This window comes from Streptomyces olivochromogenes (assembly GCF_021538895.1).
Taxonomy (GTDB): Bacteria; Actinomycetota; Actinomycetes; order Streptomycetales; family Streptomycetaceae; genus Streptomyces; species Streptomyces olivochromogenes_A.
Window position 1 is genome coordinate 24,339 of the sequence record NZ_JADDRL010000050.1, and the last position, 26,596, is coordinate 50,934.

Annotated in this window: 26 protein-coding genes and 2 pseudogenes; 23 read left to right on the forward strand and 5 right to left on the reverse strand. The window is 72.4% G+C overall.

Going from position 1 to position 26,596, the window contains the following annotated elements:
• The first annotated feature begins 117 nt into the window (after nt 1–117).
• Nucleotides 118–501, forward strand: a complete 384-nt coding sequence (locus IPZ69_RS24620; protein ID WP_235456540.1) for a hypothetical protein — start codon at nt 118–120, stop codon at nt 499–501.
• Nucleotides 502–614: 113 nt separating this feature from the next.
• Here the strand turns inward: IPZ69_RS24620 and IPZ69_RS24625 are convergent, their stop codons facing one another.
• Nucleotides 615–1,247, reverse strand: a complete 633-nt coding sequence (locus IPZ69_RS24625) for a TetR family transcriptional regulator (RefSeq protein ID WP_235456542.1) — start codon at nt 1,245–1,247, stop codon at nt 615–617.
• A 121-nt stretch (nt 1,248–1,368) separates the two neighbouring features.
• On the opposite strand from IPZ69_RS24625, the gene IPZ69_RS24630 reads away from it, so the two are divergent.
• The 3 genes from IPZ69_RS24630 (at nt 1,369) to IPZ69_RS24640 (ending at nt 3,130) form a co-directional block, all read left to right on the forward strand.
• The gene (locus tag IPZ69_RS24630) at nt 1,369–1,536 is read left to right on the forward strand and encodes a hypothetical protein (RefSeq protein WP_235456543.1); all 168 of its coding nucleotides are present in this window, start codon (nt 1,369–1,371) and stop codon (nt 1,534–1,536) included.
• Between the two features lie 32 nt (nt 1,537–1,568).
• The gene (locus tag IPZ69_RS24635; RefSeq protein ID WP_235456545.1) at nt 1,569–1,847 is read left to right on the forward strand and encodes a DUF4190 domain-containing protein; all 279 of its coding nucleotides are present in this window, start codon (nt 1,569–1,571) and stop codon (nt 1,845–1,847) included.
• Nucleotides 1,848–1,966: 119 nt separating this feature from the next.
• On the forward strand, nt 1,967–3,130 hold the full coding sequence (locus tag IPZ69_RS24640) for a cysteine desulfurase family protein (protein ID WP_235456546.1): 1,164 nt from the start codon (nt 1,967–1,969) through the stop codon (nt 3,128–3,130).
• Between the two features lie 39 nt (nt 3,131–3,169).
• Here the strand turns inward: IPZ69_RS24640 and IPZ69_RS24645 are convergent, their stop codons facing one another.
• Nucleotides 3,170–3,838 (reverse strand): N-acetylmuramoyl-L-alanine amidase, encoded by a 669-nt coding sequence (locus IPZ69_RS24645; protein ID WP_235456547.1) that lies wholly within the window; start codon nt 3,836–3,838, stop codon nt 3,170–3,172.
• 60 nt (nt 3,839–3,898) lie between these two features.
• Here IPZ69_RS24645 and mnmA point away from each other — a divergent pair, with 60 nt between their 5' ends.
• Entirely contained in the window at nt 3,899–5,029 is a 1,131-nt protein-coding gene (mnmA, locus tag IPZ69_RS24650) for a tRNA 2-thiouridine(34) synthase MnmA (RefSeq protein WP_235456548.1), read from the forward strand.
• On the opposite strand, the gene IPZ69_RS24655 is transcribed toward mnmA, so the two are convergent.
• Both IPZ69_RS24655 and IPZ69_RS24660 read right to left on the reverse strand, forming a co-directional pair.
• Nucleotides 5,026–5,808 carry an alpha/beta fold hydrolase gene (locus IPZ69_RS24655; RefSeq protein ID WP_235456550.1) on the reverse strand — a complete coding sequence of 261 codons (783 nt, stop codon included), beginning with the start codon at nt 5,806–5,808 and terminating at the stop codon, nt 5,026–5,028. The two genes, mnmA and IPZ69_RS24655, sit on opposite strands and share 4 nt — an antisense overlap.
• A gap of 37 nt (nt 5,809–5,845) precedes the next feature.
• A complete protein-coding gene (locus tag IPZ69_RS24660) occupies nt 5,846–6,169 on the reverse strand; it encodes a DUF427 domain-containing protein (protein ID WP_235456553.1) in 324 nt (107 codons plus the stop codon).
• A gap of 51 nt (nt 6,170–6,220) precedes the next feature.
• Here IPZ69_RS24660 and IPZ69_RS24665 point away from each other — a divergent pair.
• The 6 genes and pseudogenes from IPZ69_RS24665 to IPZ69_RS24690 all read left to right on the forward strand — a co-directional run bounded on the left by IPZ69_RS24665 (nt 6,221) and on the right by IPZ69_RS24690 (nt 13,432).
• Nucleotides 6,221–6,551, forward strand: a pseudogene (locus tag IPZ69_RS24665) (hypothetical protein).
• Nucleotides 6,552–6,609: 58 nt separating this feature from the next.
• The gene (locus IPZ69_RS24670) at nt 6,610–7,308 is read left to right on the forward strand and encodes an SDR family oxidoreductase (protein WP_235456555.1); all 699 of its coding nucleotides are present in this window, start codon (nt 6,610–6,612) and stop codon (nt 7,306–7,308) included.
• Entirely contained in the window at nt 7,305–7,724 is a 420-nt protein-coding gene (locus IPZ69_RS24675) for a hypothetical protein (RefSeq protein ID WP_235456557.1), read from the forward strand. Before IPZ69_RS24670 ends, IPZ69_RS24675 begins: the two co-directional genes overlap by 4 nt.
• Entirely contained in the window at nt 7,717–8,724 is a 1,008-nt protein-coding gene (locus tag IPZ69_RS24680; protein WP_235456559.1) for a methionine synthase, read from the forward strand. Before IPZ69_RS24675 ends, IPZ69_RS24680 begins: the two co-directional genes overlap by 8 nt.
• Before the next feature lie 15 nt (nt 8,725–8,739).
• Entirely contained in the window at nt 8,740–10,935 is a 2,196-nt protein-coding gene (ligA, locus tag IPZ69_RS24685; protein WP_235456560.1) for an NAD-dependent DNA ligase LigA, read from the forward strand.
• Between the two features lie 259 nt (nt 10,936–11,194).
• A pseudogene (locus IPZ69_RS24690) lies at nt 11,195–13,432 on the forward strand (putative bifunctional diguanylate cyclase/phosphodiesterase).
• Nucleotides 13,433–13,506: 74 nt separating this feature from the next.
• Here IPZ69_RS24690 and IPZ69_RS24695 read toward each other — a convergent pair.
• Nucleotides 13,507–14,091: a TetR/AcrR family transcriptional regulator gene (locus IPZ69_RS24695; RefSeq protein WP_235456562.1), complete on the reverse strand. Its 585-nt coding sequence runs from the start codon at nt 14,089–14,091 to the stop codon at nt 13,507–13,509.
• A gap of 87 nt (nt 14,092–14,178) precedes the next feature.
• Between IPZ69_RS24695 and IPZ69_RS24700 the strand changes: the two genes are divergently transcribed.
• The 12 genes from IPZ69_RS24700 to IPZ69_RS24755 all read left to right on the forward strand — a co-directional run bounded on the left by IPZ69_RS24700 (nt 14,179) and on the right by IPZ69_RS24755 (nt 26,595).
• Nucleotides 14,179–14,550, forward strand: coding sequence for a DUF4267 domain-containing protein (locus IPZ69_RS24700; protein WP_235456563.1), 372 nt, complete (start codon nt 14,179–14,181; stop codon nt 14,548–14,550).
• 39 nt (nt 14,551–14,589) lie between these two features.
• Entirely contained in the window at nt 14,590–15,081 is a 492-nt protein-coding gene (locus IPZ69_RS24705; RefSeq protein ID WP_235456564.1) for a cupin domain-containing protein, read from the forward strand.
• A gap of 307 nt (nt 15,082–15,388) precedes the next feature.
• The gene (gene gatC / locus IPZ69_RS24710; protein ID WP_031117542.1) at nt 15,389–15,685 is read left to right on the forward strand and encodes an Asp-tRNA(Asn)/Glu-tRNA(Gln) amidotransferase subunit GatC; all 297 of its coding nucleotides are present in this window, start codon (nt 15,389–15,391) and stop codon (nt 15,683–15,685) included.
• Nucleotides 15,686–15,689: 4 nt separating this feature from the next.
• On the forward strand, nt 15,690–17,192 hold the full coding sequence (gene gatA, locus IPZ69_RS24715) for an Asp-tRNA(Asn)/Glu-tRNA(Gln) amidotransferase subunit GatA (protein WP_235456565.1): 1,503 nt from the start codon (nt 15,690–15,692) through the stop codon (nt 17,190–17,192).
• A complete protein-coding gene (locus IPZ69_RS24720; protein ID WP_235456567.1) occupies nt 17,189–17,431 on the forward strand; it encodes a hypothetical protein in 243 nt (80 codons plus the stop codon). The genes gatA and IPZ69_RS24720 overlap by 4 nt, the downstream gene beginning before the upstream one ends.
• 15 nt (nt 17,432–17,446) lie before the next feature.
• Complete coding sequence (gene gatB / locus IPZ69_RS24725; protein WP_235456569.1) at nt 17,447–18,961, forward strand: Asp-tRNA(Asn)/Glu-tRNA(Gln) amidotransferase subunit GatB; 1,515 nt, start codon at nt 17,447–17,449, stop codon at nt 18,959–18,961.
• Nucleotides 18,962–19,059: 98 nt separating this feature from the next.
• A complete protein-coding gene (locus IPZ69_RS24730; protein ID WP_235456571.1) occupies nt 19,060–19,428 on the forward strand; it encodes a hypothetical protein in 369 nt (122 codons plus the stop codon).
• Between the two features lie 204 nt (nt 19,429–19,632).
• A complete protein-coding gene (locus tag IPZ69_RS24735) occupies nt 19,633–21,861 on the forward strand; it encodes an MMPL family transporter (protein WP_235456573.1) in 2,229 nt (742 codons plus the stop codon).
• The gene (locus IPZ69_RS24740; protein WP_235456574.1) at nt 21,839–22,414 is read left to right on the forward strand and encodes a GNAT family N-acetyltransferase; all 576 of its coding nucleotides are present in this window, start codon (nt 21,839–21,841) and stop codon (nt 22,412–22,414) included. Before IPZ69_RS24735 ends, IPZ69_RS24740 begins: the two co-directional genes overlap by 23 nt.
• A 35-nt stretch (nt 22,415–22,449) precedes the next feature.
• The gene (locus IPZ69_RS24745; RefSeq protein ID WP_235456575.1) at nt 22,450–23,046 is read left to right on the forward strand and encodes a hypothetical protein; all 597 of its coding nucleotides are present in this window, start codon (nt 22,450–22,452) and stop codon (nt 23,044–23,046) included.
• Nucleotides 23,047–23,245: 199 nt separating this feature from the next.
• On the forward strand, nt 23,246–23,434 hold the full coding sequence (locus IPZ69_RS24750; RefSeq protein ID WP_235456576.1) for a hypothetical protein: 189 nt from the start codon (nt 23,246–23,248) through the stop codon (nt 23,432–23,434).
• Nucleotides 23,435–23,520: 86 nt separating this feature from the next.
• Entirely contained in the window at nt 23,521–26,595 is a 3,075-nt protein-coding gene (locus IPZ69_RS24755; RefSeq protein WP_235456577.1) for a helix-turn-helix transcriptional regulator, read from the forward strand.
• The last annotated feature ends 1 nt before the right edge of the window (nt 26,596 follow it).

The following is a 26,596-nucleotide window of genomic DNA, read 5'->3' on the forward strand; positions in this document are numbered from 1 at the left end:
TGGGGCGTGCTTTGCCCGATTGACAGGCCAGGGACAGGGCGGGCCCAAGTACGGCCCAGGCGCAGTTGATTGAGTGCCCGCCTCAGGTCCCCCTCATCTTTCGTGGAGCTGTCCCTCATGAAGCGTGCACGCCTCGTCCCCGCCGTCGCCCTGCTGGCCCTGTCCCCGCTGCTGCTGACCGCGTGCGGCTCGGGCGACTCGTCGTCGTCCGGTGGCAACTCCGGTGCGCGGAAGGGCTGTCAGGCGCCCTCCGGGCTGCCCGCCGGCGGCGCGTCCGGGCGCCCGAGCGGCACCCCGTCCGGCATGCCGACCGGCGCCGCCGCGGGCAGGCCGACCGGCACGGGGACCGGCGTCCCGAGTGGCGCCCCCTCGGGCATGCCGAGCGGCGCGCCCGGCGGCGGCCAGGGCGGCCCCGGAGGCGCTCAGGGCGGCGGCTGCGGCGGCCCCGGCGGAGGGCAGCAGGGGCAGGGGCAGGAGGGGCAGCAGGCCCGGCAGGGCTGAGGGGGAGGGCCGTACGAAGGCGTACGGGGTTCGGCCGTACGGAAGGCGTACGGGATACGACGGGGCGGCGCGTCCGGGAAGCGGGCGCGCCGCCCCCGCGCGTCGTGGCGGGGTCAGTCCAGCCAGTGCCGGCGGCCGATGGTGATCAGCCGCAGCTGGCGGGTCGCGACCTGGGCGACGCGCTCCAGTTCCTCCTGCGAGGCCGAGGCCTCCAGCGCCTCCAGGAACAGGGAGGCGGTGATGAGCATCTGGTCGACGTAGAGGTGCGCGAGCATGCGCAGGTCGTCGTCGTTCCAGCCCGTCGCCTCGGGGTCGTTGGCCAGCTCGGCCTTGACCTCCTCGGCGAACCGGGTCAATTGGGCGCGGATGGCCTCCCGCACCGGCTGGACGCCGCCGTGCCGTTCGCGGGCGATGAACCGGACGTGCGCGGGGTGCGTCTCCACGTGCCGGGCGATCAGCCGGATGGCGCGGGTGATGCGTTCGTCGCTGTCGCCGGCCGTGGACACCGCCGTGTGCACCATGGGGTGCAGGCTGCCGAGCGCCTCGTCGACGAGCGCGACGCCGAGGTCCGCCGTGGAGCGGAAGTGCCGGTAGAAGGCGGTCGGGGCGACGCCGACGGCACGGGTGACCTCGCGCAGGCCCAGGCTGCTCAGGCTCTGCTCCTCCAGCAGCCCGAGCCCCGCGTCCAGGAGCGCCTGCCGGGTCTTCTGTTTCTGGGCCTGCCGGATCCCGAGGGTGTGACTCATGTCATCCAGTTAACAACTGTTCTCCGGAATTGAAAAGCCGTGCGGCGCGCTAGACTCAGAGTCAGTGAACAACTGTTACTACAACTGTTCACCGAAACTTTACGGAGGGGGATCGAATCCCATGCTGTTCCTTGTCGCCGCGCTGATGCTGCTCGGTGTGGTGCTGGGCACCGTCGCCCACGCGCCGCTGGGCGTCACCGCCGTCGTGGCCGCCGTCATCGCCGTCTGGCTCGGCGTCTTCGCGCTCCGCGAGCGCCACGGCCGCCGTCGCCACTCATCGGCCAACTGACCGTCCGAACCGACTTTCAGGAGCTGAGCACCATGCAACTCACCGCACCGGCCCCGGGCCGCACCGAAACCCGTACGCCCACCCGCGACGCCGACGGCATGGCCGTGGCGTCCTTCATCCTCGGCCTCCTCGGCCTGCTGGTCCTCAACGTCTTCCTCGGTCCCATCGCCATCGCCCTGGCCGCCGTCGCGCTCTGGCGCGGTACGAGCCGCCGCGGCCGCGCGTACCTGGGCCTGGGGCTGGGCGTGGCCGACCTGGCGGTCCTGGTGGTCGCCATGGAGCTGTCCCACACCGTGTCGTGGAGCCTGTGAACCCGAGGAACGAGCCCTGACCGACGGCTGACGCCCCGAGGGCGACGGGGCACGGCCGCCGCCACCGCCCGGCCTTGACGCAGGGTCGCCGAACGGGGCCCCGTAGAATCGGGCTCACCATGGCTTACCTCGACCACGCCGCGACCACCCCCATGCTCCCGGAGGCGGCAGAGGCACTGACTGCCGCGCTGAGCGTCACCGGCAACGCCTCCTCCCTCCACGCGTCCGGCCGCGCGGCCCGCCGCACGGTCGAGGAGTCCCGCGAGACGCTCGCCGACGCCCTCGGCGCCCGCCCCAGCGAGGTCGTCCTCACCTCCGGCGGAACCGAGGCCGACAACCTGGCCGTCAAGGGCCTGTACTGGTCGCGCCGCGACGCCGACCCCCGCCGCACCCGGGTCCTCGCCAGCCCCGTCGAGCACCACGCGGTCCTCGACGCCGTCCACTGGCTAGGCGAACACGAGGGCGCCACCGTCGAGTACCTCCCCGTCGACGCCTACGGCCGCGTCCACCCCGACGCCCTGCGCGAGGCCGTCGCCCGCGATCCCGACGACGTCGCGCTCGCCACCGTGATGTGGGCCAACAACGAGATCGGCACGGTCATGGCCGTCCGTGAACTGGCCGACGTGGCGGGGGAGTTCGGCATCCCCCTGCACGCCGACGCGGTCCAGGCCGTCGGCCAGGTACCGGTCGACTTCGCCGCCTCGGGCCTCGCCGCGATGACGGTCTCCGGCCACAAGATCGGCGGCCCGTACGGCATCGGCGCGCTCCTCCTCGGCCGCGAGTACACCCCCGTACCGGTCCTGCACGGCGGCGGGCAGGAGCGCCATGTCCGCTCCGGCACCCTCGACGTCCCGGCCGTCGCCTCGTTCGCGGTGGCCGCGCGGCTGGCCGCCGAGCAGCGCGAGTGGTTCGCCCGCGAGATCGGCGCCCTGCGCGACGCCCTGATCGAGGCCGTCCGTACGGCGGTTCCGGACGCGATCCTCGGGGGCGACCCCGTCGACCGCCTCCCGGCCAACGCCCACTTCACCTTCCCGGGCTGCGAGGGCGACTCCCTGCTGCTGCTCCTGGACGCCCAGGGCATCGAGTGTTCGACCGGCTCCGCCTGCACCGCCGGCGTCGCCCAGCCCAGCCATGTCCTTCTCGCCACCGGCGCCGACCCGGACCTGGCCCGCGGCACCCTGCGCTTCTCCCTCGGCCACACCTCCACTCGGGCCGACGTCGACGCGGTCGCCAAGGCCATCGGCCCCGCGGTCGAACGCGCTCGCGCCGCGGGACTCAGCTGAGGCCCGCGGCGCCACCGCCCACCACCGCGTGCACACGCGTCACTTCGCGCTCGCCCGGCCCACCAGCCTCATGTACCGGTCCCAGTCCCAGTACCGCCCGGGATCCGTGTGGTCGGTGCCCGGCACCTCCACGTGCCCGATGATGTGCTCCCGGTCGACCGGTATGCCGTACCGCCCGCATATCGTGGCCGTCAGCCGCGCCGAGGACGCGTACATCGCGTCCGTGAAGGACGAGGCGTGCTCCACGAACCCCTCGTGCTCGATGCCGACGCTGCGCTCGTTGTACGACCTGTTTCCCGCGTGGAACGCCACGTCCAGCTCGCGGATCAGCTGGGTCACGCGCCCGTCCTTGCGCACGATGTAGTGCGCCGCCGCCTCGTGCGCCGGGTCCTGGAAGACCTTCACCGCGGTCCGGTAGCTGCCCTGGGTGACATGGACGACCACCCGGTCGATCCGGTAGTCGTCGGGCCGGTCCGCCCGCCGGTAGTTCGCCGGGGACGCGGCCACCCAGCGTGCGCCCCTGAAGTCCACCGCCCCCGCCACCCGCGGCTTCTCCACACCCGGCAGCCGCCACCACAGGTGGGAGAGCTCGTCCCGGGCGAGCGCGGCCGTGCCGACGGCGGCCGCGGCCCCGCCGATGAGCAGGGCGCGCCGCCCCAGCCGTCGATCCGAGTCGCCGCTCGCCGCACCCGCCCGTGTCGCCCCCATGTGATCGTCAACGCATACGCGCGGATCCCGGTTCCCACGCACCCGTACCCTGGAGGGGTTATGACTGAGACACCGCAGCGCACCCGCCCCCTCCGCGTCCTCGCCGCCATGTCCGGCGGCGTGGACTCCGCCGTCGCCGCCGCCCGCGCGGCCGAGGCGGGCCACGACGTGACCGGCGTCCACCTCGCGCTCTCCGCGAACCCGCAGTCGTTCCGCACCGGCGCGCGGGGCTGCTGCACCATCGAGGACTCGCGCGACGCCCGCCGCGCCGCCGACGTCATCGGCATCCCGTTCTACGTCTGGGACCTCGCCGACCGTTTCCGCGAGGACGTCGTCGAGGACTTCATCGCCGAGTACGAGGCCGGCCGCACCCCCAACCCGTGCCTGCGCTGCAACGAGAAGATCAAGTTCGCCGCCCTGCTCGACAAGGCGCTGGCCCTCGGCTTCGACGCCGTCTGCACCGGCCACTACGCCAAGGTGATCGTGAACGAGGACGGCACCCGGGAGCTGCACCGCGCCTCCGACATGGCCAAGGACCAGTCGTACGTCCTCGGCGTCCTGGACGAGAAGCAGCTCGCGCACGCCCTGTTCCCGCTGGGCGACACGGTGACGACGAAGGACGAGATCCGCGCGGAGGCCGAGCGCCGCGGCCTCGCGGTCGCGAAGAAGCCCGACTCGCACGACATCTGCTTCATCGCCGACGGCGACACCCAGGGCTTCCTCACCTCCCGCCTCGGCAAGGCCGAGGGCGACATCGTCGACGAGTCCGGTGCCAAGGTCGGCTCGCACGAGGGCGCGTACGGCTTCACCATCGGCCAGCGCAAGGGGCTGCGCATCGGCACCCCGGCCGCCGACGGCAAGCCGCGCTACGTCCTCGACATCTCCCCGGTCGACAACACGGTGACCGTCGGCCCGGCCGCCGCCCTCGACGTCACCGCCCTCACCGCGATCAAGCCGCGCTGGTGCGGCGCGGCGCCCACCGGCCCCGGCACGTACACCGCGCAGCTGCGCGCGCACGGCGGCGAGACCGAGGTGACGGCCCGCCCCGTGGACGGCGAGCTGCGGGTGTCCTTCGCCGAGCCGGTCCGCGGCGTCGCCCCCGGCCAGGCGATCGTCCTGTACGACGGCACGCGCGTGGTGGGCTCGGCGACGATCGCCTCGACGACCCGCGCGACGGCCGCGGCGGTCTAGGAGCCGGCGAAGAACTCCGCCAGCACCGGTGCGAGGACGTCCGGGTCCACCATGTGGGTCTGGTCCTCCAGGGTGCGGTACGAGCCCTCGGGTGCCGTCTCCGCCACCGCCCGGGTGGCCTCGCGCAGCCAGGCGGGGCTGGCCCCGCCCGCCACGGCCAGCACCGGGACGGTGATCGCGGCCAGCCGTTCCCGGGGCACCAGTCCGTCGCCCATCACGGCGTCGTCGTAGGCCAGGGTCGGCGCGATCGCCTCCATGTCGGCCCAGATGGGGGACTGACGGGCGCCCTGGATCATCGTCTCGGCCAGCCCGGTCAGCCGCAGGAAGTGCTCCACGGCGTCGCCGCGCCGCCCCTGAGCGAGGGCCTCCGTCAGGTTCCGGGTGTACCGCGCGCGCTCCTCGGCGCCGCCCTCGTACACGGCGAACGGCGGCTCGTACACCGCCACCTGACGGACCGGCAGCCCGCTCGCCGCCGCGGTGAGCGCGAGCGCGCCGCCCGACGAGATGCCGTACAGGGCGGCGTCCCCGCCCGCCGCCTCGATCAGTGCCGCCAGGTCCTCGACCTCACGGGCCACGGCGTACGGCGGGGTGTCGCCGCTCGCGCCGCGGCCCCGGCGGTCGTACGGGACCACCGTGAAGCGGTCCGCGAGCCGCGCCGCCAGCGGGGCCACCGTGGCGCCCGTGGACATCGCGCCGCTCACGAGGACGACCGCGGGGCCCTGCCCGGTGCGTGCGTACGCGAGGGGCGTCCCGTCGCGCGAAGTGATCTGCTTGTCCATGCTTGTGGAGACTGCCACCGCCCGGGCGGCTCGTCGGTTACGACACTTCTACTTCGTAGAAGCAGAAGTGTCCCTTGATCCGGGCGACCCCGTCCTTGGGCTCGGGATAGGCCCATACGAGGTCCTTGGCGTCCGGCAGGGACCAGTAGGACGCCGTGCCCTTGAAGGGGCAGTAGGTGTGGGTGTCGGAGGGCGTGAGGAGGTCGAGGCGCACGTCCTCGCCGGGGATGTAGTACCGCGGGGGACAGCCGGTCTCGCGCAGTACCAGCGGGCGGCTGGACTCCGCCAGCACCTGCTCCCCGTGCACCACGCGCACGCGCTGCTCGCCCTGTTCGATGGTGATCGTGTGTCCTTCGGCCATACATCGAACAGCACCCGCGGGCCCGTGGTTCTTCCCGCCTAGGCCGGCTCCATGCGAATCTGCGTCTTCCTCTCCGCCGCCGACCTCGACGACCGCTACACACGACCCGCGCGCGAGTTCGCGCGACTGATCGGCAAGGGCGGTCACACTCCCCCACTGCCTTAAGGGCGTGGGGGCACCCCCAGGTGGGGCGGGTACGACGTGGGGCTGATGAAGGCGGTCGCCGCGGACCTCGCCATGGGGGTTCCCCCACGCCTTTGGGGCAGTGGGGGAGCAAGAAGCGGCTGCCGGCTTCTACGACGGCCTGAAGCAGCAGTTCCGTCGTATGGAGGCCGAGGGCTTCCTGCCCCGCCCGCTGAGCGACCTGGTGTTCTTCGCGTAGGAGCCCGCGGGGGCGCTCGCCCACCCGGAGGAGCGTCTGGGCGTCGAATGATGCGAGCATGGCGGGCATGGCTCTTCATGTGATCACCGGGGCGGGCTCCGGCATCGGCGCGGCGGTCGCCCGCCGTCTGCACGCGCGCGGGGACGAACTCGTGCTGCACGCACGCGACGCGGGCCGCGCGAAGGAACTGGCGGGGGAGTTCCCCGGCGCCCGCACGCTGGTCGGCGACCTCTCGGACCCGGACAAGCTCTCCTGGGCCTTTTCCCACCAGACGCTCCCGGACCGCGTGGACTCGCTGCTGCACATCGCCGGGGTCGTCGACCTCGGTCCGGTCGGCGAGCTGACCCCCAAGTCCTGGCGCCACCAGCTCAACGTCAACCTCGTCGCCCCCGCCGAGCTCACCCGCCACTTCCTGCCGCAACTGCGCGCCGCGCGCGGCCACGTGGTCTTCGTGAACTCCGGCGCGGGCCTGAGCGCCCACGCCGGCTGGTCCGCGTACGCCGCCTCCAAGCACGGTCTGAAGGCCCTGGCCGACTCCCTGCGCCAGGAGGAGCACGACAACGGCGTCCGCGTCACCTCCGTCTACCCCGGCCGCACCGCGAGCCCGATGCAGGCCAAGGTCCACCAGCAGGAGGGCAAGGAGTACGACCCCGAGCGGTGGATCGACCCCGAGTCGGTGGCGACGACCGTCCTGATGGCCATCGACCTGCCGAGGGACGCGGAGGTCAACGACCTGACGGTCCGCCCCGGGCGATGAGAGCGTCCGCCGACGAGGTCCGGGCCTGGCTGGACGAGGTCTGGGACCGCACCGAGGCCGCGCTGATCCTGCGGGGCGGCGACGACGCCGGGCCGCTCGGCCGCCGTCCCGTGTTGGCCGAGATCTACGACGACGACGTCCTCGCGGAGTTGCGCGTCCTGACCACGACCGGCGACTTCACGGGCGACATCTGCCGCTGTCACGGCAGCCTGACCGTCGGCCTGCTGGACGCCCGGGGCGACTTCCTCGGCGGCGGCAGCCTGCACGGGGAGACCGACGTCTCCTGGGAACCCCGCCGCTTCCGCAACAACCTCGCGGTCGCCGACCCGGCCGGGCTGCTCGCGTTCCTGGAACGGCACGTGGCCTACCCGTTGAAGCCACCCCCGGTCGGTTACATAGGCTTCCGGGGTGAGTGAAAACAGCCAGTTCAGGTTCGGCGCCGCCACCGGTGTCGGGTCCATGCCCGGCGGGGACGCCCGGGAGGCCGTCAAGACCGTCACCGGCAGCTTCGAGGACTTCCCGTTCCTGCCGGAACTGCCCGGCCGGGGGCCCGGCGCCGACATGATCGGGCGGACCGCCGGGATGCTCGTGGAGCTGTACGCGCGCGTGGAGCCCAGCGGCTGGCGGCTCGGCGACCGGCCGGGCCGTGACACCAAGCGGGCCCGCTCCTGGCTGGGCGAGGACCTCGACGCCCTGGAGGAGTTCACCCAGGGGTACGAGGGCCCGCTCAAGGTGCAGGCGGTGGGGCCCTGGACGCTGGCCGCCGCCGTCGAGCTGAGGAACGGCGAGTCCGTCCTCTCCGACGCCGGCGCCTGCCGCGACCTGGCCGCCTCCCTCGCCGAGGGGCTGCGGCTGCATCTGGCCGAGCTGCGCCGCCGCATCCCCGGCGCGGAGCTCGTCCTCCAGCTCGACGAGCCCTCGCTCACCGCCGTCCTGCGCGGCCAGGTCAGGACCGCCAGCGGCTACCGCACCCACCGCGCCGTGGACCGGCAGGTCGTCGAGGCCGCCCTGCGGGACCTCGTCGCCGCGCACGCCGACGGCCCGGTCGTCGTGCACTCCTGCGCCCCGGACGTCCCGTTCGCGCTGCTGCGCCGGGCGGGCGCCGCCGCGGTCTCCTTCGACTTCTCGCTCCTCACCGAGCGTGACGACGACGCGATCGGTGAGGCCGTGGAAGGAGGGACGCGGCTGTTCGCCGGTGTCGTGCCGACCACGGAGGGCCCGTTGTCGGACCCGGCCGGTAGCGTCATGGGTGTCAGGACGCTGTGGCGCAGGCTGGGGCTGCATCCGGGGCTACTCGCGGAGGCGGTCACCGTCACCCCGGCATGCGGACTCGCGGGCGCTTCCCCCGCGTACGCGCGCCGGGTTCTCGCGCACTGCGCCCGGGCGGCGAGATCCCTCGCGGACAACCCTGAGTGACGGGAGGACCACACGGTGGCCGGCGACAAGCAGCAAGCGGAGACAGCGGTGCCCGCCGAGGCACGGGAGCAGCACGCGCGGCTCGCCGAGCAGATCGAGGAGCACCGCTTCCGGTACTACGTGAAGGACGCTCCCGTCGTCAGCGACGCGGAGTTCGACCGACTCCTGCGCTCGCTCGAGGCGCTGGAGGAGGAGTACCCCGAGCTGCGCACGCCCGACTCGCCGACCCAGAAGGTCGCCGGGGCGTACAAGACGGAGTTCACCTCGGTCGAGCACCGCGAGCGGATGCTGTCCCTGGACAACACCTTCAACGACGACGACCTCGCCGCCTGGGCCGATCGCATCGCCCGCGAACTCGGCGACCAGGAGTACCACTTCCTGTGCGAGCTGAAGGTCGACGGCCTCGCGGTCAACCTCACCTACGAGCACGGCCGTCTCACGCGCGCGGCCACCCGCGGCGACGGCCGCACCGGCGAGGACATCACGCCCAACGTCCGCACGATCGCGGAGATCCCGGACCGGCTGCACGGCGACCACGTCCCCGACCTCGTGGAGATCCGCGGCGAGGTCTACTTCCCGATGGCGAAGTTCGCGGAGCTCAACGAGCGCCTGGTGGCGGCCGGCGACAAGCCGTTCGCCAACCCGCGCAACGCGGCGGCCGGTTCGCTGCGCCAGAAGGACCCGCGCGTCACCGCCACCCGCCCGCTGCACATGGTCGTCCACGGCATCGGCGCCCTGGAGGGCTACACGGGCCTCACCCGTCTCTCCCAGGCCTACGACCTGCTGGGGACCTGGGGCCTGCCCACCTCCCCGCACAACCGGGTGGTCGACGACCTCGACGGCGTACGGGAGTTCATCGCGTACTACGGCGAGCACCGCCACTCCGTGGAGCACGAGATCGACGGCGTGGTCGTCAAGCTCGACGAGATCCGCCTCCAGGGCCGCCTCGGCTCCACGGCGCGCGCGCCGCGCTGGGCCATCGCGTACAAGTACGCGCCGGAGGAGGTCAACACCAAGCTGATCGACATCAAGGTCGGCGTCGGCCGCACCGGCCGTGTCACGCCGTACGCCCAGGTCCAGCCGGTCCATGTCGCGGGCAGCGAGGTCGAGTTCGCCACGCTGCACAACCAGGAGGTGGTCAAGGCCAAGGGCGTGCTCATCGGCGACACCGTGGTGATCCGCAAGGCCGGTGACGTCATCCCGGAGATCCTCGGTCCGGTGGTCGACCTGCGCGACGGCGGCGAGCGCGCGTTCGTGATGCCGGCCGAGTGCCCCGAGTGCGGGACGGCGCTGCGGCCCATGAAGGAGGGCGACATCGACCTCCGCTGCCCCAACGCCCGCACCTGCCCGGCCCAGTTGCGCGAGCGCGTGTCCTACCTCGCGGGCCGCGAGGCCCTGGACATCGAGCACTTCGGCGACGTGGCGGCCGCCGCGCTCACCCGCCCGCTGGAGCCGGCCGAACCGCCGCTGGTCGACGAGGGCGACCTGTTCGACCTGACGGTGGACAAGCTGCTGCCCATCAAGGCGTACGTCCGCGACCCGGACAGCGGCCTGCCCAAGCGGGACCCCGTCACGGGCGAGGCGAAGATCGCCACGGTCTTCGCCAACCAGAAGGGCGAGCCGAAGAAGAACACCCTGGCCCTGCTGGAGAACATCGAGGCGGCCAAACTGCGCCCGCTGGCCCGCTTCCTCAACGGCCTCTCCATCCGGCACGTGGGTCCGGTGGCGGCGCAGGCCCTGGCCCGCGAGTTCCGCTCCATCGACCGTATCGAACAGGCGACCGAGCAGGAGTTGGCGAGCGCCGACGGTGTGGGGGACATCATCGCCGCCGCCCTCAAGGAGTGGTTCGCCGAGGACTGGCACCGCGAGATCGTCCGCAAGTGGAAGGCCGCCGGAGTTCCCCTGGAGGACGAGGTGTCCGCGGAGGACGAAGGACCTCGTCCACTGGAAGGGCTTACTGTCGTCGTCACCGGAACTCTGGAGCACTTCACCCGCGATGGCGCCAAGGAGGCGCTGCAGAGTCGCGGAGCGAAAGTGACCGGCTCGGTGTCGAAAAAGACATCTTTCGTCGTTGTAGGTGACAACCCGGGATCAAAGTACGACAAGGCAATGCAGCTCAAAGTGCCTGTTCTGGACGAGGACGGCTTCGGCGTCCTGTTGGAACAGGGACCGGAAGCGGCGGCCGAAGTCGCGCTTTCGGCCGAGGAGTAGCGGTTGAAGGCCACCCGATCGGCGCATATCAGATGCATACGGGTGGCTGGGGCGCATTCGGGCAACCGTCGACGACCGCTGCCCGTGAATGCCTTCTGCGGCCTACTGTTGAGATGTGCGCCTGCCGTGCCCAGCTGCGGTCGGGGCATCCCCGTGCTCGCGCGGAGTGCGGGGAAGGGTTTTCCAACGCGGAGCCGTTGAGGGTCGTCGGGCATCGGACCGCGTGGCGTGGGCACCGCCGGCTGTGAGAGGGACGGGAATGGAACCGACCGAAAGCGCCGCCCCGGACTCACGGCTGCGTCTGCGCCGCCGGGCATGCGCGTGGCGGGGGAGTCGGTGGGTGGCACGGACCGTGCGGCGCCCGCGGCCCCAGCCGCGCCCCGCCGGACCCCGCACCGCGCCGGACGCCCTGACCCCCGTACCGCTGGCCATCGAGGCCGCCCCCGCGCTGCCGGGCGCCGAACCCGAACGGCAGCTGTCCTGGCCCGCGCTGCCGGCCGCCGTCGTCGCGGCAGCCGGAGTCGCCCTGGGCGCCGGCTTCCTGCGCGCGTTCACCGGCCACCACGCGCTCTTCCCGTCCGGCTCGGTCGGCTGGTCGCTGGCCGTGCTGACCGGCATCATCGTCGGCCACCTCGTGATGCTCGGCCGCTCCCGCTGGTGGGGCGGCACCGGCTCCGGCGCCGCGCTCACCCTCGCCGTCCTGCTGCTGTACGGCTGGGTGCCGGCCGGAATGGTCAGCCTCACCGTCGTCGTCCTGGTCGGCATAGCCCGCCGCAACCGCTGGCGCCAGGGCGTGCTGCACGGCGCGGTGGACATCCTCGGCATCGGCGCCGGCGCCCTGGTGCTCGGCGCCTTCGGCCGCGTACCGAGCGTCGAGGCGCCCTGGAGCCCCGACCGCTGGAGCGTCAGCACCGTCCCGCAGGTCGTCCTGGTCGCGGCCGCCTATCTCGCGGTCACCCGCATCCTGCTGTGGTACCTGCACGCGCCGCCCGGCGGCCTGCCCACCGTCGCCCGCACCGCCCTGATCAGACAGGGCCTGGTCGCGGTCGCGCTGCTCGGCATAGCCCCGCTGGTCTGCGTGGTCGCCGACGCCCAGCCGGTGCTGCTCCCGCTGTTCGCCATCCCGCTCATCGCCCTCGACTCCACCCTGTGGATCGCCAGAGCCCGGGCGGAGGAGCAACTGCGCGACCCGCTGACCGGGTTGCCGAACCGGCAGTGGCTGCTGGAGCGGATCTGGACGGCCCTCGACGACGCCGAACGCATCGGCGCACGGGCCGCGCTGATGCTGATCGACCTCGACCGTTTCCGTTCGGTCAATGACACTCTCGGCCATCTCGCCGGTGACCGGCTGCTGCTGCAGATAGCCGACCGGCTGCGGGTGGCCCTGCCGCGCGGGGCGGAGGCCGCGCGGCTCGGTGGCGACGAGTTCGCCGTGTTACTGCCCGTCGCCGACTCCACGACGTCGGCGACCCGTGTCGCCCGCAGTCTGGTGGCCGCGCTCAGCTCGCCGCTGGACCTCGACGGGCTCACGCTCGTGCTGGAGGCCAGCGCGGGTGTCGCCGTCTTCCCCGACCACGCCCTGGACGCCGAGGGGTTGCTGCGCCGGGCGGACGTCGCGATGTACCAGGCGAAGCGGGACCGCACGGGCGTCGAGGTCTACGAGTCCAAGCGGGACTCCAACACACCGGACCGGCTCGGGCTGCTGGGCGATCTGCGCCGCGCCCTGGACGCGCACGAGGTCCAGCTGCACTACCAGCCCAAGGTCCGCTTCGACGGACAGGTCGCCGGCCTCGAGGCCCTGGTGCGCTGGGTGCATCCCGAGCGCGGGAAGGTGCCGCCGGACGAGTTCATAGCGATCGCCGAGTCTTCGGGGCTGATGCCCCATCTCACCGAGTACGTGCTGGAGACGGCCCTCGCACAGGTCGCGCGCTGGCGCGCGCAGGGGCTCACGGTGCCGGTCGCGGTCAACGTCTCCCCCCGTGACGTCCATACGCCGGGGTTCGCCGGATCGGTGGCCGCGCGACTGGCCCGGCACGGGGTCCCGGCGGGGGCGTTGCAGCTGGAGATAACGGAGCACGTGCTGCTGGAGGACCCGCAGCGCGCCGCCGACACGCTCGCCGGGCTGACCGGGCACGGTGTGAAGATGTCCCTCGACGACTTCGGTACCGGGTACTCCTCGCTGGTGCACCTGCGCCGGCTGCCGGTCAGCGAACTGAAGATCGACCGGTCGTTCGTGGCGCGGCTGGCCGTGGACACCGAGGACGCGGAGATCGTGCGCTGCACCGTCGACCTCGCCCATTCGCTCGGGCTGCTCGTCGTCGCGGAGGGGGTCGAGGACGACGAGACGTGGGAGCGGTTGCGGGATCTGGGGTGCGACGCCGTGCAGGGGTGGCTGGTCGCCGCGGCGATGCCGCCGGACGAGACGACGGCGTGGCTGCGGGCACGGGGGTCGCGGGGGTGGCAGCGTCCGCGGGCCGCCCTGCCGGCGGGGGAGTGACGGGACTTTCCCACCCGCCCGCCCGCTTGCCATAGGGGTGCTCGGTGTCCGCGGCCGCGGGTCCGTGTGTGGATTCAGGTCGCGCATGCCGTGAAGTGGGCCGTCAGGAGGGACAGACGGGCGGCGTGGGCCTCCTTGGGGAGGCGGCCGCTGCGCATCAGGGTGATGAGGCCGTGCAGGCCCGCCCAGTAGGTCTCCGTGAGAAGGCCGGGGTCGTCGCCCTCCGTCACGATCGGCTCCACGGCCCGCAGCAGTTCGCCGAACGCCTCGTGCAGCGCCGCCGGAGCCTGTGGCGTGGCGAACGGCAGGTCCACGGTGTGGGTGAACATGGCGTCGTACAGGGCGGGCCGGCGTCGGGCGAAGTCCGTGTACGCCTCGCCGACCGCCGCCAGCGCCTCGCGCGCGCCCTCGGCCGCGGCCCGCGCCGCCCGCAGCTCCACGGCCAGCTCCGCGAAGCCCTCCACCGCGACCGCCGCCATGATCGCGTCCTTGCCCTTGAAATGGCTGTACAGGACGGGCTGGCTGTACTCGATCTCGGCGGCCAGCCGCCGTGTGGTCACCGCGTCCCAGCCCTCGGCCTCCGCAAGTTCCCGCGCGGCCGTGACGATCAGCTTCTCGCGCTCTGCCCGCTCGCGCTCCCGGCGCCTTTGAATCGACATGCTCCCGATTCTAGCACCGCTAGCAATCCTGCCCGTGCTCTGCTAGCTTTGCTCATGTCCCTAGCGCTGCTAGCAAGGAGATCCGGCATGACTGTCACCGCGTACACGCTCGCCGTCCTGCTCGACCTGCTCGTCCTGTTCATAGGCGCCCGTTTCCTGTTCCAGCCCGCTGCCGCCGCCACCGGTTACGGCGTCCCGGCCAGGCCCGAGGGGGACGCCGGCGCCTACCTCACGATCAAGGGCCTCAGGGACGGTGCCTCCGGCGTGATGGGCCTGGTTCTGCTGGCCTTCGCCGGCGCCCGCGCCGAGGCGTGGTTCATGGTGGCCGTCGCGATCGTGCCGCTCTTCGACACCCTGATCGTGCTGCGCAACGGCGGCGCCCGGATCGTGGCCTTCGGGATCCACTTCGCCACGGCCGTCGTTGTTCTCATCAGTGCCGCACTGCTCTTCGCCGTCTGATCACGTCCGAATCGCTACCAGGTACCAGGGGGTTCAGAAATGTCGCTGTTCGTTCCGAAGTTCGATGAATCGGTGATCGTCCGTGACGCCGCTGCCGAGGTCATCGGCGGTGACCCGGTCGGTGTGAAGCTGCTGGCCGACAGCAGCGCCACCGGCGGTGCGCTGTCCACCGTGCGGGTCACCCTCGCGGAGGGCGCCGACGGGGCCTTCCCGCACGTGCACAACAACTCTGCCGAGATGTTCTACCTGCTCGACGGGGCCGCCGAGGTCCTCTCCGGCGACGACGTCGTCACCGCCGAACGCGGCGACCTGATCGTCGTCCCGCCGGGCCGGCCGCACGCCTTCGCCGCCGCCCCCGGGGCCACCGCGGATCTCCTCATCGTCATCACCCCGGGCGTCGAGCGCTTCGAGTACTTCCGCCACCTCCAGCGCATCCGCCTCGGCGAACTCACCCCGGAGAGCCTCCTCGAAGTACAGGACCTGTACGACAACCACTTCCTCAAGAGCGCGGCCTGGGAGGGCCGCCACTGAGCCCAGGGGGCGCCCGAGGGGCGGCCATGGGATGACCATGGGGCGGGACCCGGCAAACCGTGTAACGGCTTCCAGGTCCCGCCCCATAGGATTGGGGCTAGTCGTCCCCTTCCCGTCTGGCGCGCGACGCCTGGCACGCACGCTCGCCGCGTTGCCGAATCGTCCACGTGGCTCCGCCACGAGGACGCTCCGGCGCCTTGCGATCGCACGCACCAGACGCCGCGCGCCCCGCCCTCCGGGCGGACGACGGGAAGGGGACGACTAGCCCCAGCCCAAACCGCAAACTCTCACCCCAGAGGATCGCTGCATGCCTGGCATCACGCGCGAGGAGGTCGCCCACCTCGCCCGGCTGGCGCGTCTGGAGCTGAAGCCCGAAGAACTCGATCACTTCGCCGGCCAGCTGGACGACATCATCGGCGCGGTCGCCCGCGTCAGCGAGGTCGCCGACCAAGACGTACCGCCGACCTCTCACCCGCTGCCGCTGACGAACGTCATGCGGCCGGACGAGGTCCGTCCCTCGCTCACCCCCGAGCAGGCGCTCTCCGGCGCCCCGGCCCAGGAGCAGCAGCGTTTCAAGGTGCCGCAGATCCTGGGGGAGGACTGATCCCATGACGGACAACGTCAACATCATCAAGCTCACGGCCGCCGAGACCGCCGAGAAGATCGCTTCCGGCGAGCTCACGGCCGTCCAGGTCACCGAGGCCCACCTCGCCCGGATCGAGGCCGTCGACGAGAAGGTGCACGCCTTCCTGCACGTCGACCGCGAGGGCGCCCTGGCGCAGGCCCGTGCCGTCGACGAGAAGCGGGCGAAGGGGGAGAAGCTCGGCCCGCTGGCCGGCGTTCCCCTCGCGCTCAAGGACATCTTCACCACCGAGGGCGTTCCGACGACCGTCGGTTCGAAGATCCTCGAAGGCTGGATCCCGCCGTACGACGCGACGCTCACCAAGCGGCTGAAGGCCGCCGACGTGGTCATCCTCGGCAAGACCAACATGGACGAGTTCGCCATGGGGTCCTCGACGGAGAACAGCGCCTTCGGGCCGACCGGAAACCCCTGGGACCTCACCAAGATCCCCGGCGGCTCCGGCGGCGGCTCCAGCGCCGCCCTCGCCTCCTTCCAGGCCCCGCTCGCCATCGGCACCGACACCGGCGGCTCCATCCGCCAGCCGGCCTCCGTCACCGGCACGGTCGGCGTGAAGCCGACCTACGGCGCGGTCTCCCGCTTCGGCATGGTCGCCTTCTCGTCCTCCCTCGACCAGGGCGGGCCCTGCGCCCGTACGGTCCTGGACGCGGCGCTCCTGCACGAGGTCATCGCCGGACATGACCCGCTCGACTCCACGTCCATCGACGCCCCGGTCCCGCCGGTCGTCGAGGCCGCCCGCAACGGCAGCGTCCAGGGCATGCGTGTCGGCGTCGTCAAGCAGTTCCGCGGCGAGGGCTACCAGGCCGGTGTCATCCAGCGCTTCGACGAGTCGGTCGAGCTGCTCAAGGAGCTGGGCGCCGAGATCGTCGAGCTGGACTGCCCGTCCTTCGACCTGGCGCTGTCGGCGTACTACCTGATCGCCCCGTCCGAGTGCTCCTCCAACCTCGCCCGCTTCGACGGCCTGCGCTACGGCCTGCGGACCGGCGACGACGGCAGCCACTCGGCCGAGGAGGTCACCTCGCTCACCCGTGAGGCGGGCTTCGGTCCCGAGGTCAAGCGGCGCATCATGCTCGGCACGTACGCGCTCAGCTCCGGCTACTACGACGCGTACTACGGCTCCGCCCAGAAGGTCCGCACGCTCATCACGCGCGACTTCGAGAAGGCCTTCGAGCAGGTGGACGTCATCGTCTCCCCGACGACGCCGACCACGGCCTTCGCGATCGGCGAGCGTGCCGACGACCCGATGGCGATGTACCTGGCCGACCTGTGCACCATCCCGACCAACCTGGCGGGCAACGCGGCCATGTCGCTGCCCTGCGGTCTCGCCCCGGAGGACAACCTCCCGGTCGGCCTGCAGATCATCGCGCCGGCGCTGAAGGACGACCGCCTCTACAAGGTCGGCGCTGCTGTCGAGGCCGCGTTCGTGGAAAAGTGGGGTCACCCGCTGCTCGAGGAGGCTCCGTCGCTGTGAGCAATGCACTGTCGAAGGCCAAGGGCTTCAAGAAGTCGAAGTCCGGCACGTACCTGTCCATGGGTACCACCGCGTTCGGCGCGGTCGGTGTCTGCAAGCAGATCAAGAAGGCGCGTGCCGAGCACGACACGCTGCGTCTGATCGACGCCACCGTGTCGGCCGTCGCGATCGTCACCGGCCTCGCCCTCCTCTACCGCGAGCTGAAGCGGCTGGGCGACGACGACGTCCTGCTGGGCTGAGAGGGAAGTTTCACCGTGACCACCACGACCGACCTGGTGTCGTACGAGGACGCGCTCGCGTCGTACGACCCCGTCATGGGCCTTGAGGTCCATGTCGAACTCGGCACCAAGACCAAGATGTTCTGCGGGTGTTCGACCGAGCTGGGTGCCGAGCCCAACTCGCAGACCTGCCCGACCTGCCTCGGCCTGCCCGGCGCGCTCCCGGTCGTCAACGCGACCGGCGTCGAGTCCGCGATCAAGATCGGTCTCGCGCTCCACTGCGAGATCGCCGAGTGGTGCCGCTTCGCCCGGAAGAACTACTTCTATCCGGACATGCCGAAGAACTTCCAGACCTCCCAGTACGACGAGCCGATCGCCTTCAACGGCTACCTCGACGTGCAGCTGGAGGACGGCGAGACCTTCCGCGTGGAGATCGAGCGCGCCCACATGGAGGAGGACACCGGCAAGTCGACGCACATCGGCGGCGCCACCGGCCGAATCCACGGCGCGCAGCACTCGCTGCTGGACTACAACCGCGCGGGCATCCCGCTCATCGAGATCGTCACCAAGCCGATCGTGGGCGCGGGCGACCGCGCGCCCGAGGTGGCGAAGGCGTACGTCCGTGAGCTGCGCGAGCTCATCCGGGCCCTCGGTGTCTCCGAGGCCCGCATGGAGATGGGCCAGATGCGCTGCGACGTCAACCTGTCGCTGATGCGCAAGGACGCCGACAAGTTCGGCACGCGCTCCGAGACGAAGAACGTCAACTCGCTGCGTTCCGTGGAGCGAGCGGCCCGCTTCGAGATCATGCGGCACGCCGCGGTGCTCTCGTCGGGCGGCACGATCATCCAGGAGACCCGCCACTTCCACGAGGACACCGGGTCCACGACCTCGGGCCGCGTGAAGGAGGAGGCCGAGGACTACCGGTACTTCCCGGAGCCCGACCTCGTTCCGGTGGCCCCCTCCCGCGAGTGGGTCGAGGAGATCCGCGCCGCGCTGCCGGAGATGCCGCTGGCCCGCCGCACCCGCCTGCTCGCGGAGTGGGGCATCTCGGCCACCGACATGCAGGCGATCCTCAACGCCGGCGCGCTGGACCCGATCGTCGCCACGATCGACGCCGGTGCCGACGCCGCCTCCGCCCGCAAGTGGTGGATGGGCGAACTGGCGCGCAGCGCCAACGAGTCCGGCAAGGCGCTGGACGAGCTGGCGATCACGCCGGAGCAGGTCGCCCGGGTCACCGAGCTGGTGAACTCCGGTGACCTGAACGACAAGCTGGCCCGCCAGGTCATCGAGGGCGTCCTCGCGGGCGAGGGCACCCCGGACGAGGTCGTCGACAAGCGAGGTCTCAAGGTCGTCTCCGACGACTCGGCCCTCGGCACGGCCGTCGACGAGGCCATCGCCGGCAACCCGGGCATCGCCGACAAGATCCGCGGCGGCAAGGTGGCGGCGGCCGGCGCCCTGGTCGGCGCGGTCATGAAGGCCACCCGCGGCCAGGCCGACGCGGCCCGCGTCAAGGAGCTCATCCTGGAGAGGCTGGGCGTCGGCGAAGGCTGAGCCCGCTCCGTCACCGGCCCCAGGGGGATGCGTCGTACGCGACGCATCCCCCTGGGTGCGTCCGACGCATTCATCCACACGTACTACGCTCGCCCGCCATGAGTGGACGCACGGATTCCGACGTACGACCCGGCATAGCCGAGGTGGCCGAAACGGCCGAGGTGGACGACATGGATGACACCGGGGACATGGACGACGCCGACGACGTGGCGGACCACGCCGAGGACGCCCGCCGGGCGCGCTGGGTGGCGACCGGCACCGGTGTCCTGCTGACGCTCGCGGGCCTCGCCGCCGCGCTGCTGCGCCTCACGGGCTCGAAGCCGGTCGTCGTCCCGGCCGCCTACGCCGTCGGAGCCGGAGTGTGCGCGCTGGCCGCGGTGCTCGGCGCCCGGGGCCGTACCCGCCGGGCCCTGTGGCTCCTCGTCGCGGGGACGATGATCATGGCGCTCGGGGACCAGTTCGACTGAAGTACCCGCCGGGACGACAGAGTTCACTCAACTGTCCTGTGACGTGTCTCCCACTCTGGCGAAGAACCCCACGAACGCGGTAAACGATCACTTTTGCCTGCAAGAGTGTCCCCCGAATCCTCATGCGTTCTTTGCGGGTTGTTCAGTTCATGGACGGATGTTCCCGAACAAAGATCCACAAATCGTCACCCTGGGAGCACGTCCGTGGCAGCCCTCGCGCGTTGGTGTGTCCGGCACCGCCTGGTCGCCGTCCTGCTGTGGCTCCTCGCCTTCGGCGGCGTCACCGCTGCCGCCGCCGTCATGGGCTCCGCGTACTCGAACGACTACGAGGCCCCCGGCACCGAATCGGGCCGCGCCACCCGCCTGCTGAACGAGGGCTTCCCGGGACTCGGCGGCGACACCGACACCGTCGTCTGGCACACCACCCACGGCACCGTCCGCGCCGCCGACGTCAAGCGGACGATGAGACGGACCCTCGAAGAGATCGCCGACCTGCCCGGCGTGGCGTCCGTGACGAGTCCCTACGCGGCACACGGCCGCGACCGGATCAGCGAGGACGGCCGCACCGCGTACGCCACCGTCACCTTCGACGAACCGGCCGAGGACATCGACAAGTCCGAGGCGCGGCGCGTCGTCCGCGCCGCCGAGTCCGCACGGACCGACGGACTCGACGTGGAGCTCGGCGGCAGCGCCATCGGCCTCACCGAGTCGCCGAGCGGGCACGTGGCCGAGCTGGTCGGCGTGGTCGTCGCCGCCGTCGTGCTGTTCCTCGCCTTCGGCTCGCTCGCCGCCTCGCTGCTGCCGATCGTCACCGCGCTGCTGAGCGTCGGCACCGCGTACGCCGCGATCGGGCTGCTCGGCCACGCCATGACCGTCGCCGACTTCGCGCCCATGCTCGGCCTGCTCATCGGGCTCGGCGTCGGCATCGACTACGCGCTGTTCATCGTCACCCGGCACCGGCGCGGACTGAAGCGCGGCCTCACCGTCACCGAGGCCGTGACCACCGCCGTCGCCACCACCGGACGCGCGGTCGTGTTCGCGGGCGCCACCGTGTGCATCGCCCTGCTGGGGATGCTGATCCTGCGCCTGGGCTTCCTCAACGGCGTCGCCGTCGCGGCCTCGCTCACGGTCGTCCTCACCGTCGCGGCCTCCGTGACCCTGCTGCCCGCCCTGCTGTCGTACATCGGGCCGCGCGCCCTCAGCCGCCGCGAACGGCGCAGGCTGGCCGAGCACGGACCGGCACCCGAGCTGCCGACCGGTCTGGCCGCCCGCTGGTCCGCGTTCGTCGAACGCCACCCCAAGCTGCTCGGCGCCGTCGCCGTGGCCGTCATCGCCCTGCTCGCCCTGCCCACGCTCTCCCTCCACCTCGGTACCTCCGACCAGGGCAACGACCCCCGGACGTCGACCACTCGGCAGGCGTACGACCTCCTCGCCGAGGGCTTCGGCCCCGGCGTGAACGGCCCGCTGACCCTGGTGACCCGCGTGGACGGCGCCGACGACAAGCTGGCCCTCGACAACCTCGACACGACCCTGCGCGCCACCGAGGGCGTGACCTCGGTGACGTCGGCGCGCTACAACACCGCAGGCGACACCGCGTACCTCACCGTCGTCCCCGCCTTCGCGCCGCAGTCGCGACAGACCAGCGAGCTCGTCGACCGGCTGCGCACCGAGGTCCTCCCGCGCGCGGAGACGGGCACCTCGCTCGACGTCCACGTCGGCGGAGTGACGGCGAGCTACGACGACTTCGCCGACGTGATCGTCGGCAAGCTGCCGCTGTTCGTCGGCGTCGTCATCGGGCTCGGCTGCCTGCTGCTCCTGGTCGCCTTCCGGTCGCTCGGCATCCCGCTCAAGGCCGCCGCGATGAACATCGCCGCCGTCGCGGCCGCCTTCGGCATCGTCGTCGCCGTCTTCCAGTGGGGCTGGGGCAGCGAACTGCTCGGACTCGGCCGCGCGGGCCCGATCGAGCCGTTCCTCCCCGTGATCATGGTGTCGGTCCTGTTCGGACTCTCCATGGACTACCAGGTGTTCCTGGTCAGCCGGATGTACGAGGAGTGGCTGGAGACCGGCGACAACCGGCGCGCCGTCCGTATCGGCCTCGCCGAGACCAGCCGGGTGATCAACTCCGCCGCGGTCATCATGATCTCGGTCTTCCTCGCCTTCGTGCTCAGCGGCGACCGCGTGATCGCCATGTTCGGCATCGCGCTGGCCTCCGCCGTCGCCCTGGATGCCTTCGTCCTGCGCACCCTGCTCGTGCCCGCGCTGATGCATCTGCTGGGCGGCGCCAACTGGTGGCTGCCGGGCTGGCTGGACCGTCGTATGCCGCGGATCAGCATCGAACCGCCCGAGTGCCGCGCCGCGCATGAGAGGCTCACCCGGGTCGTACAGGAACTGGAGAAGGAGCAACGGCAGGATGTACGCGATTTCCCTGGGTGACGACGGCGCGGAACTGCGGCCCCTGGAGCCCCGACACGCCGAGGAGCTCCTCGCGCACCTGGACCGCGGCCGGGAGTTCATCGGGCAGTTCATCGCCTTCGGGGCGGGGGAGACCGACGTCGAGTCCGCGCGGGCCCTGCTGCTCAGGTACGCGGAGAAGCGCACCGCCGACTCCGGCAGCCTGCACGGCATCTGGCTGGACGGGAAACTGGTCGGCGGGGTCCTGTTCCGGACGTTCGACGCGGCCCAGGGCACCTGCGAGGTCGGCTGCTGGCTGGAGCCCGCGGCGGCCGGCAAGGGGCTGATCACGCGTGCGATCACCGTGCTCATCGACTGGGCGGTCGAGGAGCGCGGCATCCACCGCGTGGAGTGGTGGGCGGCGTCCGGCAACCAGCCGAGCCTCAACGTGGCCCGGCGGCTGGGGATGACGCGGGAGGGCGTGCTCCGGGAGAGCCACCTCCACCGGGGCGTCCGGCACGACATCGAGGTGTGGGCGGTACTGGCCCCCGAGTGGCGTGCGGGCCGTGCGCGCCGCGCCCGCGACGATCATTAAGGGACTTCTCAGACAGCGTCCGTACGGTGCGGGGCATGGGAACCAAGACTGTTGACGGGGCCGGGACCGGCGCCGGGGCGAATGACGAGGCGGCGGCGGTGGACGCCACCGACAAGACCGACGTGACGAAGGCCGACGAGCGGGCCGGGGCGGTGACCGAGGCCGAGGCCGGGGCCGACGTGGCCGAGGAGTCCGACACGGCCGGCGACGACGAGGCCGCCGAGGATGCGGAGCGTCCCGTCGGCGTCGGACAGGGCGCCGCCGCCGTCGTGTCCGCCGCGCTCGGCCTCGTCTCGCTGAACGGTGGCTGGATCGGCACCGTCGCCTCCGCGCGCGAGACCCTCGTCGGCCAGCTGCGGACCGCGTCGAACGCGGGCGTCGCCCAGCAGATCAAGGAGGTGTACGGCGACGCCTGGCACACCACCGCGCTGTGGGCCGGCCTGTTCGCGCTGGCCGCGCTGATCACCGGCGTGGTCGTGCTGGCCCGGCCCGCGTTCGGCGCCCCCGGCAGGTCCCAGGCCCCCTGGATCAAGTCGGTCGCCTGGGCGGGCGTCGCGCTCGGCGTCATCGGCCTGCTCCTGGCCGTCCTCAAGTACTCCGACGCGCTCCTCGGACTGCCGTCCACGAGCTGAATCCCCGCAGTTCACCAGGGGTCTTAGGGCATCCGTAAGCACCTTACGGGCGCCCTAAGGCCCCTTACGCGCATCCGGCGCCCCGCGCCCGGCCGAAGATGCGGAACTCTCCCGATGTGGCGCACCCCCCTGGGAGACGAAGGTTGAGGCATCGCGAAGAGCGAAGCCAGAAACCCACTCTCAACCCTCAGGGGACACCATGTTCGAGTACGCACTCCACCAGTTTCGCTCCGCCGAGCTGCGCCGCCAGGCCGAGCAGGAACGCCTCGCCCGCGAGGCCGTACGCGGCCGCCGCGCCGCACGCCGGGAGGAGGAGGCCCGCCGGGCCGCGGCCACCGAGGCCCATACCGACCGCTCCCGCCGGCACCGAGCCGCCCGCACCGCGTGAGCACCGCACGGCCGGTCATGGCACCCGGTGCGACAAGCACACCGGTGCTGTGGAAAACCGATGCCGTGCCGTCGGACCCCCGTGCCATGCTCACACCTGTGGAGACCAGGTCCGTCAGTCCGGTGTTCGTCGGTCGTAGGGACGAGTTGGACACGTTGAACGCCGCGCTCGCCCGCGCCGCAGCGGGCGAGCCGCAGGCCTTGGTGGTCGGCGGCGAGGCGGGAGTCGGCAAGACCCGCCTCGTCGAGGAGTTCGCCACCGCCGCCTGCCGCCAGGGCGCCGTCGTGGCGCTCGGCGGCTGTGTGGAGATCGGCGCCGACGGGCTGCCGTTCGCCCCGTTCTCCACCGCGCTGCGCGCCCTGCGCCGCGCCCTGCCCGACGAGTGCGCCGCCGCGGCCGCCGGTCAGGAGGAGGAACTGGCCCGGCTGCTGCCCGAGCTGGGCGAGACCGCACCCGCCCGGCCCCCGCGCCGGCACGACGAGGAGGGCATGGCCCGCCTCTTCGAGCTCACCGCCCGTCTGCTGGAAGGCGTCGCCGCCGACCGCACCGTGCTCGTCGCCCTGGAGGACCTGCACTGGGCCGACGCCTCCACCCGCCACCTCCTCTCCTACCTGCTGCGCACCCTGCGCACCGGCCGCCTCGTCGTCCTCGCCACCTACCGCTCCGACGACATCCACCGCCGCCACCCGCTGCGCCCCCTGCTCGCCGAACTCGACCGGCTGCGCACCGTCCACCGCCTCGAACTCGCCCGCTTCACCCGCGAGGAGGTCGGCCGCCAGATCGCCGGCATCCTCGCCGCCGAACCCGACCCCGCCCAGGTCGACGAGATCTTCGAACGCTCCGACGGCAACGCCTTCTTCGTCGAGGAACTCGCCGTCGCCGCCTGCGAGGGCTGCTGCGCCGGCCTCTCGGACTCCCTGCGCGACCTGCTCCTGGTCCGGGTGGAGGCGCTGCCCGAGACCGCCCAGCGGGTCGCCCGGATCGTCGCCGAGGGCGGTTCCACCGTCGAGTACCGGCTCCTCGCCGCCGTCGCCCGGCTCGCCGAGGACGACCTCATCGAGGCGCTGCGCGCCGCCGTGAACGCCAACATCCTCATCGCCGCGCCCGGCGGCGACGGCTACCGCTTCCGGCACTCCCTGGTCCGCGAGGCCGTCGCCGACGACCTGCTGCCCGGCGAACGCTCCCGCCTCAACCGGCGCTACGCCGAAGCGCTGGAGGACGACCCGACCCTCGTCCCCGCCGACGAGGGCGCTATGCGCCTGGCCAGCTACTGGTACCACGCCCACGACCCCGCCAAGGCCCTGCCCGCCGTCCTGAACGCCTCGGTCGCCGCCCGCCGCCGCCACGCCTACAGCGAGCAACTGGGGCTCCTGGAACGCGCGATGGAGCTGTGGGACACCGCCCCCGAGGACGTCCGCGCCGCCCTGCGCCCCATCGACTACGCCGAGGTCTACCCGCCCTGCGGCTGCGACCCGGCCACCACCCCGCTGCGCTTCCTCGACCTGCTGGCGGAGGCCGCCTTCGCCGGCCGGCTGTGCGGGGAACGCGAACGCGCCCTGAAGATCACCAAGCGGGCGCTGCGCCTGCTGGAGGACGAGGGCGACCAGCTGCGCGCCGCCTGGTTCTGGACCCAGCGCTCCAGCCTGGTCCAGTCCCTGGGGCGCGGCGACGGATGGCGCGAACTGGCCACCGCCCAGGAGCTGGTGCGCGGCCTGCCGCCCTCCGAGGTGCACGCCGAGGTGCTGGGCAGCGTCGCCAACTGGTCCATGCTGCACGAGCCGGGCCCCGAGGCCCTCGCCGCCGCGGAACGCGCCGTGCAGTACGCGCGCATGGTGGACGCCCGCGAGATCGAACTGAACGCGCGCGTCACCCTGGGCGGCCTCCGGGTCGACGCCGGCGACGTCGAGGCGGGCCTCGCCGACATGTACCGGGTCAAGGAGCAGGCGATCCAGGAGGGCTACACCTACGTCGCCGGGCGCGCCTATGTGAACCTCCCCTCCGAGCTCGAATCCGTCGGCCGCTCCCGGGAGGCCGCTCCCATCCTCGAAGAAGGGGCCCGGTTCACCCGGAAGTTCGGTCTGCTGGGCTCCGAGGCCTGGACCTGGGCCAACCTCTCCGCGTCGCTGTACTCCCTCGGCCGCTGGGAGGAGGCCGTCGGGGCCGCGGCCACCGCCGCCCGGCGCGGACCGAGCACCAAGCCCCTCGGCACGGCCGCCCTGTGCCTGGCCCACCTCGCCCTGGGCCGCGGCGACCTGGCCGAATCGGCCCGCCAACTGGCCGCCGCCCGCGGCTACTTCGGCACCCACGACCCGATGCCCCAGCAGTGGCTGCCGCTGGCCCGCATCGCCGTCGGCCTCGCCGCGGCGGAGGGCCGCCTGCTCGACGTCCGTGCCGAGTTCGAGCGCGCCCTGGAGGCCGGCTTCCCGCCCGGCACGCACCGCTACGCCTGGCCCCTGCTGCTGGCCGCCGCCACCGCGGAGGCCGACGCCCGCACCCTGCCCGCCGCGCGGGCGGACAGCGCCGAGGCCATCGACCGCATCCGCGGCGCGGCCAAGAGGCTCACCACCGGCGCGCCCGTCTGGCTCGCCCACAACACCTGGGTCCGCGCCGAACTCCGCCGCGCCGACGGCGAGGACACCCCGGACACCTGGTCGGAGGTGGTCACCGCCTACGAGTCCCTCGAGCGCCCCTACGACCTCGCCCGCGTCCGCCACCGCCTCGCCCAGGCCCTGCTGTCCGGCGGCGGGGACGACGAACGCGACCGCGCCACGGAGCTGCTCCGCCTGGCCGGGGCCGTCGCCGACCACCTGGGCGCCCGCCCGCTGGCCGACTCCGTCGCGCTCCTCGCCCAGCGGGCCCGGCTCGCCCTGACCTGCGCCCCGCGGCAGGCGCCGGACGACCCCGTGGCCGCCCTCGGCCTCACCAGCCGGGAGCGCGACGTCCTGCGCCTGGTCTCCGTCGGCCGCACCAACCGCCAGATAGCCGAGGAGCTCTTCATCTCCCCGAAGACCGCGAGCGTCCACGTCTCGAACATCCTGGGCAAGCTCGGCGTGGCCGGGAGAGGGGAGGCAGCGGCCGTCGCACACCGCCTGGGCCTGTTTCCGGCCGGGACGGGCGACGCCCTCGGCGCGAGACAACGGACGGGAGTGCACGGATCGTGAC